The sequence below is a fragment of the Pseudodesulfovibrio sp. zrk46 genome, assembly GCF_012516435.1.
Taxonomy (GTDB): Bacteria; Desulfobacterota; Desulfovibrionia; order Desulfovibrionales; family Desulfovibrionaceae; genus Pseudodesulfovibrio.
On record NZ_CP051216.1, the window covers coordinates 643160 to 658472 of the forward strand.

Here is a 15313-nt window from a genome sequence, read left to right on the forward strand (position 1 = left end):
TCGCCCAACCACCCTAAATCACTACAATTCATTTCTGGCACGACATATGCTTTATCTTCAGCAACAGCCAAGGAGACAGCAACATGGATATACTTGCCATTTATCACAACTGGTGCACCCAGCCGTTCTTTATGGGCGGTAATGGATGGTTCGGCGGATACGGTTTTCACTTTCCTCCGATCCTCATGTTGCTCGTCATCGGGCTGATTACATATCTCGTCATTCGCTCAGTGCGCCGACCCACACCAGACACAGGCACCACCTCTCCACTTGATGTCTTGAACCGTCGGTACGCCATGGGCGAGATTGACAAAGCGACATATGAGCAGATGAAAAGCGACATCCAGTCGAAAGGCACATTCGACTAACACACTCATCAGAAATGCGTTGAAACGCACCTCCTCACAAGTAGAAGCCCCTTTGCATTATCCTGGCAAAGGGGCTTCTCAGTTCTTAGTTGCCGGCTTGCGAGAGCGAGTATAAATGGATATTCTTACGAACCACGTAGACACCCACGTCACATTTATAAGAATTCGCATGGAGATATCGATGCAGACTCTTGCTGTTAGAAAATTCTCATTCATGACCCTTTTCAAGTTGTATTACATTGGAAATGTGGGGGTCTTCATTCCAATGACTCTGTGGCTCTACTGGGCTTCAAATAACCCGACAATCTCTGGAGTACCATTTCCAGAAGCCTATGTTTGGATCGATACAATCGGTACTATGATTATCTTTCCTTTGCTTATGGCCTCCATATTCAGTGGAATCACATACTTGTGCCAATTTGCTTTCGCTAAGATCAGACCAATCACAATCAAAGTAAAAGTCGATAAGCCCAATATTCCAGAAGGATAAAACTAACATAGACACCTGTGCTAGCCCTTTGTACATTCCCTACATAATCCCGATTACACAAAAAAAGCCCCCACCGTATTCGGTGGGGGCTTTGTATTGATCTGTGATCCGGAGCTAGAGAGACACGGCGCGGCGGATGCGGGCCAGAGTCTGCTCCTTGCCGAGCACCATCATGGTCTCGAACAGGCCGGGAGACTGGGTCTTGCCCACGATGGCCACACGGATGGGCTGGGCGATGACCTTGAACTTGATATCCTTGTCTTCGAGGAACTGGCGGTGCAGGTCTTCGAGGGACTTCTCGGAGAACTCGTCGAGGGCTTCGATGCGCTCGGCGATCTCTTCGAGGTAGGGCTTAGTCTCTTCGTTCAGGAACTTCTTCACGGCCTTCTCATCGTACGGCAGGTACTCTGCAGGCACGATGAAGGGACGGGACTGTTCCAGCATATCCACGATGGACTTAGCGCGGGGCTGCAGGAGCGGTGCCACCTTTTCGAACTCGCCTTCAGAGACATCGGCAGCTTCTTCGTCACCTACTTCGCGGGTCAGGAAGTCGCTGAGCATGGCGGCCAGACGCTTGGGGTCGGCCTTCTGCATGTACTGTCCGTTGACCCACTCGAACTTGGTCAGGTCGAATACGGACGGGGACTTGCCGAGGTTGTCGGTGGAGAACAGTTTGACCATCTCTTCCATGGTGAAGAGTTCCTGATCGCCGTGGGACCAGCCGAGGCGGGCCAGGTAGTTGCACACGGCTTCAGGCAGATAGCCCATCTTTTCGTATTCCATGACGGACAGTGCGCCATGACGTTTGGAAAGCTTCTTCTTGTCCGGGCCGAGGATCATGGGAACGTGGCCGAACTGGGGTACGTCCCAACCCATGGCGCGGTAGATCAGTATCTGACGCGGGGTGTTGTTCACGTGGTCGTCGCCGCGCAGCACGGTGTTCACGCCCATGTCGTGGTCATCGACCACCACGGCCAGGTTGTAGGTCGGGGTGCCGTCGGAACGACGAATGATCATGTCATCCATTTCGGTGTTCTCGACATTGATGGGGCCCTTGACCATATCCACGAAACCGGTGTGACCTTCCAGCGGGGCCTTGAGGCGGACAACGCCTTCGGTCAGACCCTTGGCGCGGCAGGTGCCGTCGTACTTGGGCTTACGACCTTCTTTCATGGCCTTCTCACGCATGGCGTCCACTTCTTCCTTGGAACACTGACAGTAGTATGCGTGGCCGTTCTCGATCAGAGTATCGATCACCTCATTGTGGCGGTCGGCGCGGGTGGACTGGAAGACGATCTCGCCGTCATGCTCCAGACCCAGCCATTTCATGGAATCGATGATGGCATCCGTGGCTTCCTGAGTGGAGCGTTCACGGTCGGTATCTTCGATACGCAGGCGGAATTCGCCACCGGCAGCGCGGGCCAGCAGCCAAGAGAACAGAGCGGTACGGGCACCGCCAATATGCAGGTAGCCGGTCGGGCTCGGTGCAAAACGGGAAACGATCTTGGTCATTGTAAATATCTCCTTTTGTGCCTCCGACGGCGCTTACCAGCGGGGCCTCCTCGCCGGAGAGCCTCTCCGACGGCTTAAGAACCTTTTGGAAAAGGTTCTTAAGAATCTCCAAAACTTTTTATAGCTCGCTTCGCTCGAAGCGCTACGAAAACAATATGAAAATCTTTTTTCTAGAGCTTGAAATCAGCCCTCTCCCAACGCAAGGCTTACGAGAGTGGTACAGCCGCTAGGCGACGGGGATAATTGAAGCGGAGGCGTAGCAACGCTACGTCGAGCATTCAATTGTGCCCGGCAACGACGCGGATGTGCCGTTATCGAAAGCCGGTCAACTAGTCGACAGCTTCGACAGCTTTAACTTCGGGAAGCTCTTTCAGAACGATGCGCTCGATGCCGTTCTTGAGGGTCATCTGGGACATGGGGCACCCCTTGCAGGCTCCAGTCAGACGGACCTGAACAATACCCTTATCGGTCACGTTGACGAGCTCCACATCACCACCATCGGATTGCAGCATGGGGCGCACCTTGTTAAGCACGGCTTCGACTTTTTCACGCATGATCTATGTCCTTATAGTTGATTTCGTTCGGAGCGAGACAAGTACGGTTTTGGCCGTCCCATGTCAATTATATGGGCGGACCGCAAAACCAGTGAAACAGACCGGAGAACTAGCTTTCGATGAGAATGCCGAAGGCCTCTTCCAGTTCCTCGTCAAGATCTTCGATCATCTCGTCCACGCGATCCGGGGTAAGTCCCATGGATTCCCAGATTTCCGCGTTCGGCGGTTGAATGAAGTATTCGCCGCTGGAACCGATCCCAAGGCCGGTGGCAATGGTCTCGGCGCAGTGAACCAGTGCGGGCTCGTGCTCCTTGTAGCTCTTCTTGGGCTGATGGTGATCCAGTACAGCGCTCACCAGTACGAAGGGGAAATTCCACTTGCGGAGCAGCATTCCGCCAAGGGTGGCGTGATCGAATCCAAGGAGCTTCTGCTCCTCGGCCCAAAGCAATACATCCTTGCTGCGGGCATGGCCCAGCACCGCGGTGGCACGCTCGGGCTCGGCCTGCAGCAGAATGAGCTGGCCAATATCGTGGAGCAAACCAGCCACAAACGCACGCTCAGGGTCGCCCTTGCCCGTGACACGGCAGAGGCGGCGGGCAATCAGGCCACAGGCCACTGAGTGCTTCCAGAACTGCTCCATGTCGAGCACGTCGGCAGGCACGTCGTTGAACAGGGACATGACCGAGGTACCCACGGCCAGTGTAGAGAGCTGATTCACGCCGACGACGGTGACGGCGCGGGAAATGGTATCGATCTGCATGGGCAGACTGTAAAAGGCGGAGTTGACCATGCGCAGAAGAAAGGCGGTCAGGCTAGGGTCCTGACTGATGATCTCGGCCAGATCGTCCGCCGAGGTATTCTCGGCATTGATGGCCTGCTGCAATTCCAAAAAGACCTGCGGCAAGGCAGGAAGCTGGTGTTCCTTTCGCAAAATTTCCAGCGGATCGAGCTTGGTGACTTCCGGTGTCGGCATATCCTTGCCGTCCGAAGCATATCGCCCGGGATACAACGTCATGTCGCGGGCCACGTAAACCGCGCCGTGACGGGCAAGCCGCTTGATCGAATCGTCCGGATTCTTAATGAACTTGAATCGTCGGTTCAGGAGCTTCTTGGCAGCTTCAACGGTCTCGGGCGCCACCTCAATCTTGTCGCCGGAAACATCTATATCATTCGTCATTCTGTCTTCCCATTCAGTTTTATACAACCTGAGCCTTACTACTCTAAAAGAAAACGAAGAGAAGAAAAAGCTGTTTATCGAGAAGGGCCCGAGACGCCCCTGTGACGGTGCATTTGTCTACAGCACGAAATGAGGGTTGTTGTTCTTCTCGTGCGTCACGGTAGTCATTGGGCCATGCCCCGAATAGATCTGCGTCTCATCCGGAAGAATGAAAATGCGGGACCGGATGGAACCGATAAGCTGCGGCCCATCGCCCCGGGGCAGATCAGTGCGGCCCACCGCGATCATGAAGATGACATCGCCCACGAATACACAGCCGCCAGCCGGAAAAAAGTAAGACAGACTGCCCGGCGTATGGCCCGGCGTGTCCAGCACCACCATGTTCATACCCAACACGGTCCGGATGCCCGGCCCAAGATGCTCGAAAGGGAAATCCACGTATTCAACGAATTCGCGGATTCCCCCACCTTCAAGCGATATTTCCTTGAGGAACTCATCCTCACCGCTGGCGTAGACCGGTACGTCGAACCGGGCCAGCAGCTCTTTCACACCGCCGACATGATCCAGATGAAAATGGGTGAGGTAGACCCCTTTGAGGTCCAGCCCCTCCTTTTCGATCTTTTCGATAAGGCGTGTAGGGTCCAGCCCCACGTCGATGACCACTGCTTCCTTGCCTTTGGTCAGCAGATAGCAGTTGGTCTCGTCGGGACCAAGGACGAATGTTTCTATGGCAAGTTGCGACATGCCTTTTTGTCTCTTACGGCTAGCGTCGCGTCAACCCGAACTTCTTCAGCTTGTACTGGAGGGTACGGCGGCTGATGCCCAGCGCGTCTGCCGTGCGTTCGCGGTGGTTGCCGTTTTCTTCCAGCGCACGCATGATGGCGAGCTTCTCAGCCTCTTCCAAGGACGCCGGAGCACTCATGTTCTGCTGGCCCACTTCCGGCTCAAAACCGTTAGACATATCCACGGCGGCCTCGCGGGCGCCGGTGATCTGGGGCGGCAACAGATCGGGACCCAACGCATCGGCCCTCGACAGGATCAATGCGCGCTCCAGCACGTTCTCCAGTTCGCGCACGTTGCCCGGCCAGTCGTAGCCAGACAAAGCGTCCAGGAATGCAGGCGTCACAGTACGGATGATCTTGTGATTCTTGTTGCCCAGACGGCGCAGCAGGAAGCTCACCAGCAGGGGCAGATCTTCCTTGCGCTCGCACAGGGGCGGAATGCGGATTTCCAGCACGGCGAGGCGATAGTACAGGTCTTCACGGAAGCGTCCCGCCGCGACCTCGGCCTTGAGATTGCGGTTGGTGGCCGCGATAATACGGGTGTCCACCTTCACGGTCTGCACGGAACCGAGCGGTTCGATGGTCTTCTCCTGCAGCGCCCGCAGCAGCTTGGCCTGCAAAGCGGCTGGCATTTCACCGATTTCATCGAGGAACAGGGTACCACCGTCTGCCAACTGGAAACGCCCCGGCTTGTCCTTGACCGCGCCGGTAAATGCACCCTTTTCGTAACCGAAGAGTTCACTTTCCAGCAGGTCATCAGGCAAGGCAGCACAGTTGACCTTGATGAGCGGGCGGTTGGCGCGATTGCTTGCACGATGCAAGCCCTCGGCGACCAATTCCTTACCGGTACCGGACTGACCAAGGATCAGCACGGTGGCTTCACTCGGACCGGCCTGACCGATCAGATCGCGCACTCGTTCGATGCCGGGACTCGCACCGATGAAATCCGGCTCGCTGCTCACCTCGGCCTTGAGGCGGGCGTTCTCTTTGATCAGCTTGTGATATTCATACGCCTTGCTCAGCACGGCGGTCAGTTCGTCATTGTCCGCGGGCTTGGTCAGGTAGTCGAAGGCGCCCTTCTTCATGGCGTCCACGGCGCTGCCGACGCTGCCAAAGGCAGTCAGCAAGACCACGGGCATACCCGGACGGCGCACCTGCAATTCCTTGAGCAGCTGCATGCCGTCCATACCCGGCATCTTCATGTCGACCATGGCGACATCGGGGAAGGTGTCGGATTCGGCCTCCTCTGCCAGCACCGTCAAAGCGCGCTCACCTGAGTCGGCCTCAAGGACCTGCCAGCCGTCGTCTTCCAACACGGCACGAACCATCATCCGGTGACCCGGCTCATCATCAACTATCAGTACAATTCTATCATCCATAAGATGCCTCCGTTCCCATCCCCCTTTTACCAAACTATTTGGCAGCGCCTTCACGCGGTCGGGGAATAAGGGAGTCCGCTCTGCTTATCGTTACGGCTTACGAAATGGGTAAGCCGATTGAATACTTTATCTGCAAAGAGCAATGTGCCGGTTGTCACCGACGGTTTATTCGAACTCTCCCTCCGCAGGGGTTTCACCATTCGGGAAGAAGAGCTTCACGCGCATGCCTTCGCCGGGCTGGGAGTCCACAACGACCTGTCCCTTGTGGGCACGCATGATATTCTGGACAATGGCAAGACCAAGTCCGGTACCGGTCTTCTTGCCGGTAACAAAGGGCTTGAAAATATCCTCATCCATCTCCGGGTCAAGGCCGGGACCATCATCTTCCACGATGACCCACACGCCGTTTTCATCTCGCTCGGAGAAGAGGCGTACGTGGCCGGGCTTGTCGCACTTGTCGCAAGCCACAATGGCGTCGAGGCTGTTGGAGATCAGATTGAGCAGCACCTGCCGGAGCGCATCCGGGTCGGCAAAGGCCGTCTCCGCGCCGAAGTCGAACAAAGGTTCGGCCTGCTTGGTCTCGAAATCAAAACGCATGAGCTGCTTGATGGAATCGCCCAGTTCAGCCAGATCAAGAGACATGGGATCAAGACGACGCGGGCGAGCCAGATACAGCAGGTCCGTGACTACGCGGTTGAGGCGGTCCGCCTCCTGCACCATGGTGGTGGCGTACTGATCGAGGGGCGCCTGTCCCTTGAGCTTGTTGGCGAAGAGTTGGGCAAACCCGCGCAGGGAGCTTAAGGGGTTGCGCACCTCATGGGCCACGCCTGCAGCCAGGGAGCCGATGGCGGCCAGTCGCTTGGCCTCGTTCAAATCTTCCTCAAGGGAGCGCAACTCGGTACGGTCACGGATGAGCACCAGCTTCTGGCCCAAATCAGAGGCATCGTCCTCGCCCTGCTCCTGGAAGGGCAGCGAGAGGATTTCCAACTGACGGCCCTGATAGTCGAACTGCTGCCACTGGTAATCGGCGGACTCCGGAGACTCTCCGGTCTCACGACCAAAGGGAAGAGCCTGCCAGTTCGCGCCGAGGATTTCCGGCACACCGTCCTCGTCCTTTGGCGAAAGAAGACGCTTGGCCGAATGGTTGGCGGCCATGATCTCCCCTGTCTCGGACAGGGTGACGATGCCGTCGGGCATGTTGTCGAGCAGCTTGTTCTGGAAGCGTTCCATCCGGATCAGCCTGCGTCCCTCGCCACGACGACGAAGATAGGCGAAGGCCAGAGACCAGAGCACTACGGCTGCGAGAAAAACGTAACCGGTCTGATAGGTGGCGGCGCGACGGTACTGGCGAAACTGGGCCAGATGCTTTTCCGCGTTGAACCCCACTACGAGGTAGACGTGGTCGTCCGTAAAGCCGTTCTCTTCCCGGCCTTTACCCTGCCCTTTGCCGTGACGCATGCCCATCCCCATGCCGCGCGGAACTTCACCCGCGAGGAGGGAGGAAATGCCGGGCTGCACCTTGAGGCCGGAGATCAATACATCATGCTTGTCGTATTCGGCCATGACGTGCCAGGCGCGGCCCGCTTCCACATTCTGGGTCACGTTCTCAGGCAGATTGATGGAGGGCTTGGTCTTGTCGCTTTCAGAAGTAACGATGGGACGGCCTTCATCACCGTACAGGGTGATGAACATGATATCTTCCGAGGAGGCGAGTTCTGTGAAAAGCTCCTCGGCCATGGCCGGAAACAGGGGAACGGCCTGCGGATTCATGCGCAAAGAACGCATGATGCGGCTCAGATTGTTGTCCACTCCACGCAGGATGGACGAGCCTGTCATGATCATGTGGTCCTCGACGATTTCGCGCTGGTGCGCGATGGACCGCCACGTCAGATACAGACTGCCGATACCCAGCACGATGAGTGCCAGAACAAGGGCCACCAGAGGCCCTTTTTCCTTGCCGATGGAGTGGACTTCCATAAACTTCCGTTCCGTTATGCCCTGCTACTTGGCGCGTAGGGCGTTGTATACTTCCTTGGGGCTGATGCCGTTCTTGTTGCCGATTTCCTTCATTGTCATGTCTCCATCAGCCTGAATGGAAAGGGATGCCAGCTTGCTCAGCGCATCGTCCAAAGGCAGGCCAAAAGAGGTACAGAGATCGGCGAACCGGAGCTTGCCCGTACCTTCCGGCGGCATGGCCGGCAGTCCGGCGAAGGGATCTCCACCCAGTGCGCCGCGAATCGTATTGAGCACCTGTTGCGGGCTCACGCCCTTGGAGGCGGCGATATCCACAATCCTTGATTCAAGGGTCACCCCTTCATAGCCAGCCTGTTGCAAGGCAGCCAGAGCTTCCTTGGCATCAAAACCGAGGAAACCGCAAAATTTCTTGAGAGGGCTGAGCTCTGCATGACCATAGGGAGGATTGCCATAGGTCTCTGCGGCGGCATCCTTGATGGAGGCCCCCAGATCCAGCAGCTGCTGCATGGGGGGAAGATGGAAGAGCGTGCCCACGGCAACAAAAAGAGTGAGGAGCACGCTGATAATCATGGGCGCAGTCATGACCACCATCTCGCGGGATTTGTTTTTCATGTAGGACATGATGGGCTTCCAGTTCAGCCAAAGGTGGATGAACAACATCACGAGGAACAGAGTTCCCACGGTGATATGGATGTCACCCCACTGTTCCTTGGAAAGGCCCATAAGATGCCAATCGGCCCAGTAGGCGACACGGCCTTGGGGCACGACATAGAGCACCACGCTGGTGATGAGCGTGACGATGAAGGAAATGAAGCTGGTCAGAGATGTGATTTTTCGAAGCATTACGGTCTCCGGGTTATGGGGTTTCCCGTCTCCCTCACGACGGGCACTGTCAGTATTGCTGTTTCGTCACAACCTTGCGGTCCATTATTTTCACATCACAACGGGGCGGCCTTTCCCCGTGAAAAGCCGCCCCGCCTTATCCTGTTTTCCGGGGTTATCGGAAAAGTTTTTTAGTACATGCCTTGTCCCTGGCCCATACCGCGACCCTGACCGGAGCCATAACCTGGGCAGGATTCCTGACCGTATCGGGGGCAGGAGCCGAAGCCGTTACCAACCACGACACCGGTTTCCTTTTCCAGTTCGGCAGCCATGTTCTGGCGGGTATCGACCATCTTGTCGCGCAGCTTGGAAATATCAGCAGTCAGCTTGCCAATCGCCTTCTCATCAGCGTTTCCGCCGTTGATCATGGCCTGCAGAGTGGAGTGCTTGGTCCACATCTCAGTGCGAAGCTCCTGGAACTGGCCGAAGTACTTTTCATAAATCTTGTCCACGGCAGCCTGCTTCTCAGGGGTCAGCTGGCTGTAAAGAGAGTTGCCATAGCCGTTGCCTCCGCAACCGCGTCCATAGCCCTTGCCATAGCCGGGTCCGGCGAAAGAAAAAGCAGCCATAGCCATAACGAGGACGGCAGCCAATGCTGTGATGGTGATGTTCTTTTTAGTCATTGGTAATCTCCTATATACGTAAAAGGTTTCTTGCAGAAGGAAGAAGAAGGAGTGTGTTTTCGCTTCTTTCACCAATCAACAAGCACACCCTGTGCCAAACAGGTAACCAACTGATATTTAAGAATCAACATCACTTTTCAAAGAACAAAAGCACTTTTTTTGTGCAACACCATGCACAGACTTTTGCACATTTTGTGTAACGAGTGCAAGCCTGTTTCCTTGACAATGTGCAAAGAAGTCGCATTTGGTGTGCATCAGCCACATCAATAGCAAGGGAGGAATACCTGTATGCCCATCTATGAATACAAATGCGAAGAGTGCGGCCACGAGTTCGAGGAACTGGTCTCCAGCCAGGAAGCCGTGCCTCCGTGTCCCAAATGTAAATCCGAGAAGGTCGCCAAGCTCATGAGTGCCTGCGCCGTGCAGACCGAAGGCTCTGGCGGCGGCATGCCGGACCTCGGCGCCATGCCCCCCATGGGCGGTGGCTGCGGCGGTGGCGGCTGAGGCATTTAACACGCTGTCCCGGTCCGGGACGCATCATTTTTCAGGGATTGTCCGTGAGGACAATCCCTTTTCTTTTGTATAGGCGACAAGCAATATAATAGCCCATGATATCCGCTGGAGATAACAATTCTACAGTGATGCGAATGCGTCAGTAAGCCCTTGAGGAATGGATGGGGGAACGCGCTCGGCCTCACAAACACAGCCTTAAATAAAACCAGTAACTATTGCGACATAGTCGCTTTATGGGATAGAAGTGGAACCATGTCCTTCATTGTCAGATTAGCAATACTCGTATTCGCAATTATTCTTCCCCTTGGTGCTCAGGCCGGGGAGTTCAAAGTGTGGACCAACAACCTCCCGCCGGTGAAGGACGTCAAGGACGGCCTGCCATCCGGTATCATCGGCGACGTACTGATTGAGATCATGGCTGACAACGGCATCCACTTCGAGACTGGCGACGCACAGCTCTTCCCGCTTAAGGATGCAATCCTCCTTGCCACCGAAACTCCAGGCGGTATCATTTTGGGCACCATGCGTACGACAGAACGCGACAGCATGTTCAAGTGGATCGGCCCCATTTATACCTCTACCATGGGTTTCCTTGCCGCCAAGAGCAGCAATATTGAGCTGAACTCCGTAAGCGATGCCAATCAATACCGCGTCGGCACCATTGTGAATAGCGGATCAGAAAAGGTCGCACACATGCAGAAACTCGACCTTGAGAAGGCCTTCCGGCTCACGGACAACATCAATGCCATAGACCTGCTCGTTGGCGGCGAGATCGACTTGCTGGTCTTTCCCAAGTCCTCCGCCTTCTACCTCATGCTTGAAGAGAACGTGAACCCCAATGACTTTGAGATGGTCCTTTAATTGAGGTCGGTGGAGTTGTCCATCGGTTTCAACGTGGAGACAGACGACTCTTTGATCGAAAGCCTCAGGCAGTCATTCAAGAAGATTCAAAAGCCGGATGCCACCGGCATGTCACGATACCAGCAGATCGTATCCAAGTATTTCCGCCCAACACTCTAACTTTTCGGCCATTTCCTGGCCGTTTCCTTTCGCGGCAAGAAGTGGTAGGTCTTTTCCTCATCGAATCACCAATGTGTATTGAAGGAATAACCATGCACGAAAGATTACCCTGGCCCGACTATTTCATGCGCATCGCCCACCTTGTGGCGCAACGCTCCACCTGCACCCGCCGCGCCGTAGGCGCCATTGCCGTCAAGGACAAACGCGTCCTGGCCACCGGCTACAACGGTGTGCCCACCAATATCGCCCACTGTGAAGACGTGGGCTGCATTCGTGACAAGATGGGTATCCCATCCGGCGAGCGCCACGAGCTTTGCCGCGGCCTTCACGCCGAGCAGAACGTCATAATTCAGGCAGCCACGCACAGCCTCGATCTCAAGGGATGCGATATCTACTGCACCACCAAGCCGTGCATTCTCTGCACCAAGATGCTGATCAACTGCGAAGTCCAGAACATCTATTTTTCCGAGAACTACCCTGACGAACTGTCCGAGGCCATGCTCGATGAGGCCGGAGTGAACTATGTATACATGCAGGGCGACTACAGCTAGCCACGAAGACCACATGGCCTGCGCCATTGATCTGGCGCGCAAGGGACGTGGTGCCACTGCGCCCAATCCCTGCGTGGGAGCCGTGCTGGTGGACAAGGAAGGCTTTATCGTGGCTGGCGGCTGGCATACCCGCTACGGTGCGCTCCACGCTGAGCGCGAATGTCTGGCCACTGCCCGCGCCAAGGGCATCGATCCCACCGGCATGACCATGTACGTCACCCTTGAGCCGTGCAATCATCACGGCAAGACGCCGCCCTGCACCGAGGCCATCATCGAGGCGGGTATCGCCAAGGTGTTCATCGGCACTCGCGACCCCAACCCCGTGGCCGCTGGCGGCGTGGAGAAGCTGGAGAAGCACGGTATCAGCGTGGAGACCGGTGTACTCGAACAGGAGTGCAAGGACCTCATCGCGGATTTCCTGCTCTGGCAGCATTCCCACTCCACCTACAACATCGTCAAGATGGCCGCGACGCTGGACGGCAAGATCGCCTCGCGTCACCGCGTGCCCGAGCCCGTTTCCTGCCCGGAATCCTTCAACCGGGTACACCTGCTCCGGTCCATGGTCGATGCCGTGGTGGTCGGCGGCGGGACTTTCCGCGCAGACAATCCGAGCCTCACCTGTCGACTGGACAATCTGGACGATAATTTCGAGCAGCCCTACGCAGTGATCGTCACCTCCAATCTGCCAGAGGAACCAAACGACTACACCATCCTCTGCGACCGACCGGAGCGGACCATCTTCTTCACCGATAATGAAACGGCCCGCACCCCTCTGGCTGACAAACTTCGAGAGCGAGGCACCCGCGTCTGGCCACTGCCCGGTGAACCGGGAGAGTTGAAGCTTTCTGTCGGTTTTGAGCGACTGCGCGCCGAGATCGGTTGCCACTATACATTGGTAGAAGGCGGTGGCGGGCTGGCCATGCAATGCGCTGCCCAGTCTGTGGCTGACGAGATCGTGCATTTCGTGACGCCGCGCATTCTTGGCGACGATGCAGCTCCGGCCGCTTATTCCGGTCGAGGCGAGGCCCGCATGGCCGACGCGATCAACTACCGTATTTCCCGCTCAGAGCGCACCGGCAAGGACATGATGCTGGTCCTCATGCCGCAGTAGCCGGCGCGATTTACACCCGCGCCGCTCCCTGCTACAACCCGGCCAACGCAACTTTTACGAGGTAATTATGTTCACAGGACTCGTCATGGGCATGGGCCGCATCGAGGCCGCCGATAATCGCGGCGCCGAAACCCGCTTCCGCATCAAGGCACTGTTCGATCTCCCGGAGATCGAGCTGGGCGAATCCATTGCGGTCAACGGTGTCTGTCTCACGGTAGAGACCTTTGGCGACAACTGGTTCACGGCCTACGCATCCCGCGAGACCATGTCCGTCACCTCACTGGGTGAACTCAAGATCGGCTCCACCGCCAACCTCGAACGCGCCATGGCCATGGGCGACCGCTTTGGCGGGCACATCGTCTCCGGCCACGTCGACGCCCTCGCACAGGTGGCAGAGGTTCGCCCTGCCGGTGAATCCAACATCTACAAGCTGTCCTTTGATACCGCTCACGGCAAATACGTCATCCCCAAGGGATCCGTTGCGCTGGACGGTATTTCCCTGACAGTGAACGCCTGCGGTCCTGACTGGCTCGAAGTGAACATCATCCCCGAGACCCAGAAAGCCACCACCATCTCCGGTTGGGTTGCCGGCCGCAACGTCAACATGGAGACTGATGTTATCGGTAAGTATGTTGAAAGAATGGTCGCCCCTTGGGTTGGTGGCGGTTCCAAGGAAGAAGCAAAGCAGTCCAAGATCACGATGGATTACTTGCGTGAGCATGGATTCTAGTTTCTTTCTTTGATGAAGCTGAAGAATTATGGAAGGCCGCCCTTTTGGGGCGGCTTTTTTGTTTGAGATAGGGAAAGGCAGAAATCAAAATTGGAGGCGGCTTATCAGCCGCGATAGACGGAAGAGGGGTTCGGCCCTGAAGGCCGACTTCTTTTTGTCTTGCGCGACAAAAATGAAGCAAAAAACGCGCTTGAGTTGCTTGGCCGCCTCGTGATTCGTCGGCAAGAATCTGATCCAAGCTGGCAGCTTTTTGCTTGTGATGCTTCGCTGCGCTTCGCCACAATCAAAACAAGACGCTGCCTGTCGCTTGGTCAGTTTCTAAGCCGCTTGAATCAAGGGCTGGTGTAGGTCTTCGTGTGGAGATCGAAGTCATTGAGCGCCTTTAGCATTCTTTTGCTTAAACATACAAAGACCGGATTCAGCATTAAGCCCCATCGTGCATAGAAGCTGACCAGATCGTTAGCCGCCGAACCCGAACAACTATCGGCAGCGACAAGTCGCGCAGCGCACCCCAAGGCTGACTATCTGGATCAGATTCTCGCCCGACGGGGCAGCGGGGCGATCAAAAGCCGCGCTTTTTTCGTTCTTTTTTGGGGCGGCTCAGCCAAAAAAGAACCGCCGTCCGCGCAGGACATGGAGGAGCGAAAGCGACGGCTCTCGCGCTTGCAAAGCGCGCATCTTACATATAACCGCCGCCCGCTCAGGGCGGCCTTCCTTACCTCTTCTCAAAAAAAACACCCACACCCTCTAAAGATTCCCTTAAACCCGTCCGATACGACTCGTGAACAGCCGAAATATACCCGGCTGCCAATTTGAAATATCAGGGGGCTGGGGAGCTACCCTTACAAACCCGCAAGGATCGCGGGGAGGGAGAGAAGATCATGGCCAGGGACGGCATACTCTTTTCGATCATCATCCCTTCCACCGGTAAGCGGCCCAAGGCTTTACAACAAGCGGTTTCATCCGTGGAAAAGGCTGGCCGGTTCGCCGGGCTGGAACTGGGACAACTGGAAATCATCATAGGCTTTGACGGCGTCAAGGGCACTCGCCCGCAGTCCGCCTATCCACTGCAATGCTTCAACCTGCCCCGGGACAACGACTGGGGCAACGGCATCCGCCAGACCCTACTCAAGGTCGCTGGCGGCGAGAAGCTCATCTTTCTGGACGATGACAACGTCATCAAGCCGTACACACTCCGACTGTACATGCGTCACTTCGACGCGGAGATGGTCATCGGTCGCATCGACACGCAGCTTGCCTTTGACAAGCCGTATCTGCCGGTGGAGGACGAAGGTTCTCTGGTGCGTCAGGGCAACATCGACCCGCTCAACCTGTGCGTCTCCCGCCGACTGGTGGAACGCTGCGGTGGCTGGCTCTTCCAGGGCAAGTACGAAGCCGACTATCTCAACATTCGCAAGTGGCACCGACGCGCCCACAGTCTCACGGTGGTGGAGGAAATCGTCGGCGTCTACGATGCAGGGCGCAACCTCGACAACAGCGCGCTCTCACGCAGACAGATGAACCTGCTCGACAGGCTCGCCAACGAACGGGGCGTCCCGGCAACGGGACTCGGGCGGCCCATGGCTCCCGCCCTCAGCTCGGTTCGCGCATAGATATCTGTTTAATAACAGAGCCATAGGCAAAACC

18 protein-coding genes are annotated in these 15313 nt (G+C 56.3%); 10 read left to right on the plus strand and 8 right to left on the minus strand.

Features of this window, described 5'->3' with window-relative positions; all coding sequences use genetic code 11:
• The first annotated feature begins 83 nt into the window (after positions 1-83).
• Both HFN16_RS02975 and HFN16_RS02980 read left to right on the plus strand, forming a co-directional pair.
• Entirely contained in the window at positions 84-368 is a 285-nt protein-coding gene (locus HFN16_RS02975; protein WP_168889279.1) for an SHOCT domain-containing protein, read from the plus strand.
• Positions 369-549: 181 nt separating this feature from the next.
• A complete protein-coding gene (locus HFN16_RS02980) occupies positions 550-858 on the plus strand; it encodes a hypothetical protein (protein WP_168889280.1) in 309 nt (102 codons plus the stop codon).
• A gap of 114 nt (positions 859-972) precedes the next feature.
• Here the strand turns inward: HFN16_RS02980 and gltX are convergent, their stop codons facing one another.
• The 8 genes from gltX to HFN16_RS03020 all read right to left on the minus strand — a co-directional run bounded on the left by gltX (position 973) and on the right by HFN16_RS03020 (position 9741).
• The gene (gene gltX / locus HFN16_RS02985) at positions 973-2370 is read right to left on the minus strand and encodes a glutamate--tRNA ligase (protein WP_168889281.1); all 1398 of its coding nucleotides are present in this window, start codon (positions 2368-2370) and stop codon (positions 973-975) included.
• Positions 2371-2699: 329 nt separating this feature from the next.
• The gene (locus HFN16_RS02990) at positions 2700-2924 is read right to left on the minus strand and encodes a NifU family protein (RefSeq protein ID WP_168889282.1); all 225 of its coding nucleotides are present in this window, start codon (positions 2922-2924) and stop codon (positions 2700-2702) included.
• A gap of 109 nt (positions 2925-3033) precedes the next feature.
• Positions 3034-4101 carry an HDOD domain-containing protein gene (locus HFN16_RS02995; RefSeq protein WP_168889283.1) on the minus strand — a complete coding sequence of 356 codons (1068 nt, stop codon included), beginning with the start codon at positions 4099-4101 and terminating at the stop codon, positions 3034-3036.
• Positions 4102-4218: 117 nt separating this feature from the next.
• Positions 4219-4845, minus strand: a complete 627-nt coding sequence (locus tag HFN16_RS03000) for an MBL fold metallo-hydrolase (protein ID WP_168889284.1) — start codon at positions 4843-4845, stop codon at positions 4219-4221.
• Positions 4846-4864: 19 nt separating this feature from the next.
• Complete coding sequence (locus HFN16_RS03005; protein ID WP_168889285.1) at positions 4865-6262, minus strand: sigma-54 dependent transcriptional regulator; 1398 nt, start codon at positions 6260-6262, stop codon at positions 4865-4867.
• 165 nt (positions 6263-6427) lie between these two features.
• A complete protein-coding gene (locus HFN16_RS03010; protein WP_168889286.1) occupies positions 6428-8239 on the minus strand; it encodes an ATP-binding protein in 1812 nt (603 codons plus the stop codon).
• Between the two features lie 24 nt (positions 8240-8263).
• A complete protein-coding gene (locus HFN16_RS03015; protein ID WP_168889287.1) occupies positions 8264-9079 on the minus strand; it encodes a DUF4405 domain-containing protein in 816 nt (271 codons plus the stop codon).
• 170 nt (positions 9080-9249) lie between these two features.
• Entirely contained in the window at positions 9250-9741 is a 492-nt protein-coding gene (locus HFN16_RS03020) for a Spy/CpxP family protein refolding chaperone (RefSeq protein WP_168889288.1), read from the minus strand.
• A 288-nt stretch (positions 9742-10029) separates the two neighbouring features.
• Between HFN16_RS03020 and HFN16_RS03025 the strand changes: the two genes are divergently transcribed.
• The 8 genes from HFN16_RS03025 to HFN16_RS03060 all read left to right on the plus strand — a co-directional run bounded on the left by HFN16_RS03025 (position 10030) and on the right by HFN16_RS03060 (position 15279).
• Positions 10030-10245, plus strand: a complete 216-nt coding sequence (locus tag HFN16_RS03025) for a zinc ribbon domain-containing protein (protein ID WP_168889289.1) — start codon at positions 10030-10032, stop codon at positions 10243-10245.
• A gap of 261 nt (positions 10246-10506) precedes the next feature.
• A complete protein-coding gene (locus tag HFN16_RS03030; protein WP_168889290.1) occupies positions 10507-11115 on the plus strand; it encodes an ABC transporter substrate-binding protein in 609 nt (202 codons plus the stop codon).
• A gap of 9 nt (positions 11116-11124) precedes the next feature.
• On the plus strand, positions 11125-11274 hold the full coding sequence (locus HFN16_RS03035) for a hypothetical protein (protein WP_168889291.1): 150 nt from the start codon (positions 11125-11127) through the stop codon (positions 11272-11274).
• A gap of 92 nt (positions 11275-11366) precedes the next feature.
• The gene (locus HFN16_RS03040; RefSeq protein WP_168889292.1) at positions 11367-11825 is read left to right on the plus strand and encodes a cytidine/deoxycytidylate deaminase family protein; all 459 of its coding nucleotides are present in this window, start codon (positions 11367-11369) and stop codon (positions 11823-11825) included.
• Positions 11797-12936 (plus strand): bifunctional diaminohydroxyphosphoribosylaminopyrimidine deaminase/5-amino-6-(5-phosphoribosylamino)uracil reductase RibD, encoded by a 1140-nt coding sequence (gene ribD / locus HFN16_RS03045; protein ID WP_247648422.1) that lies wholly within the window; start codon positions 11797-11799, stop codon positions 12934-12936. The genes HFN16_RS03040 and ribD overlap by 29 nt, the downstream gene beginning before the upstream one ends.
• Positions 12937-13003: 67 nt before the next feature.
• A complete protein-coding gene (locus HFN16_RS03050; protein WP_168889293.1) occupies positions 13004-13666 on the plus strand; it encodes a riboflavin synthase in 663 nt (220 codons plus the stop codon).
• 159 nt (positions 13667-13825) lie between these two features.
• Positions 13826-14014 carry a hypothetical protein gene (locus HFN16_RS03055; RefSeq protein WP_168889294.1) on the plus strand — a complete coding sequence of 63 codons (189 nt, stop codon included), beginning with the start codon at positions 13826-13828 and terminating at the stop codon, positions 14012-14014.
• A 533-nt stretch (positions 14015-14547) separates the two neighbouring features.
• Complete coding sequence (locus tag HFN16_RS03060; RefSeq protein WP_168889295.1) at positions 14548-15279, plus strand: glycosyltransferase; 732 nt, start codon at positions 14548-14550, stop codon at positions 15277-15279.
• Positions 15280-15313 lie beyond the last annotated feature (34 nt).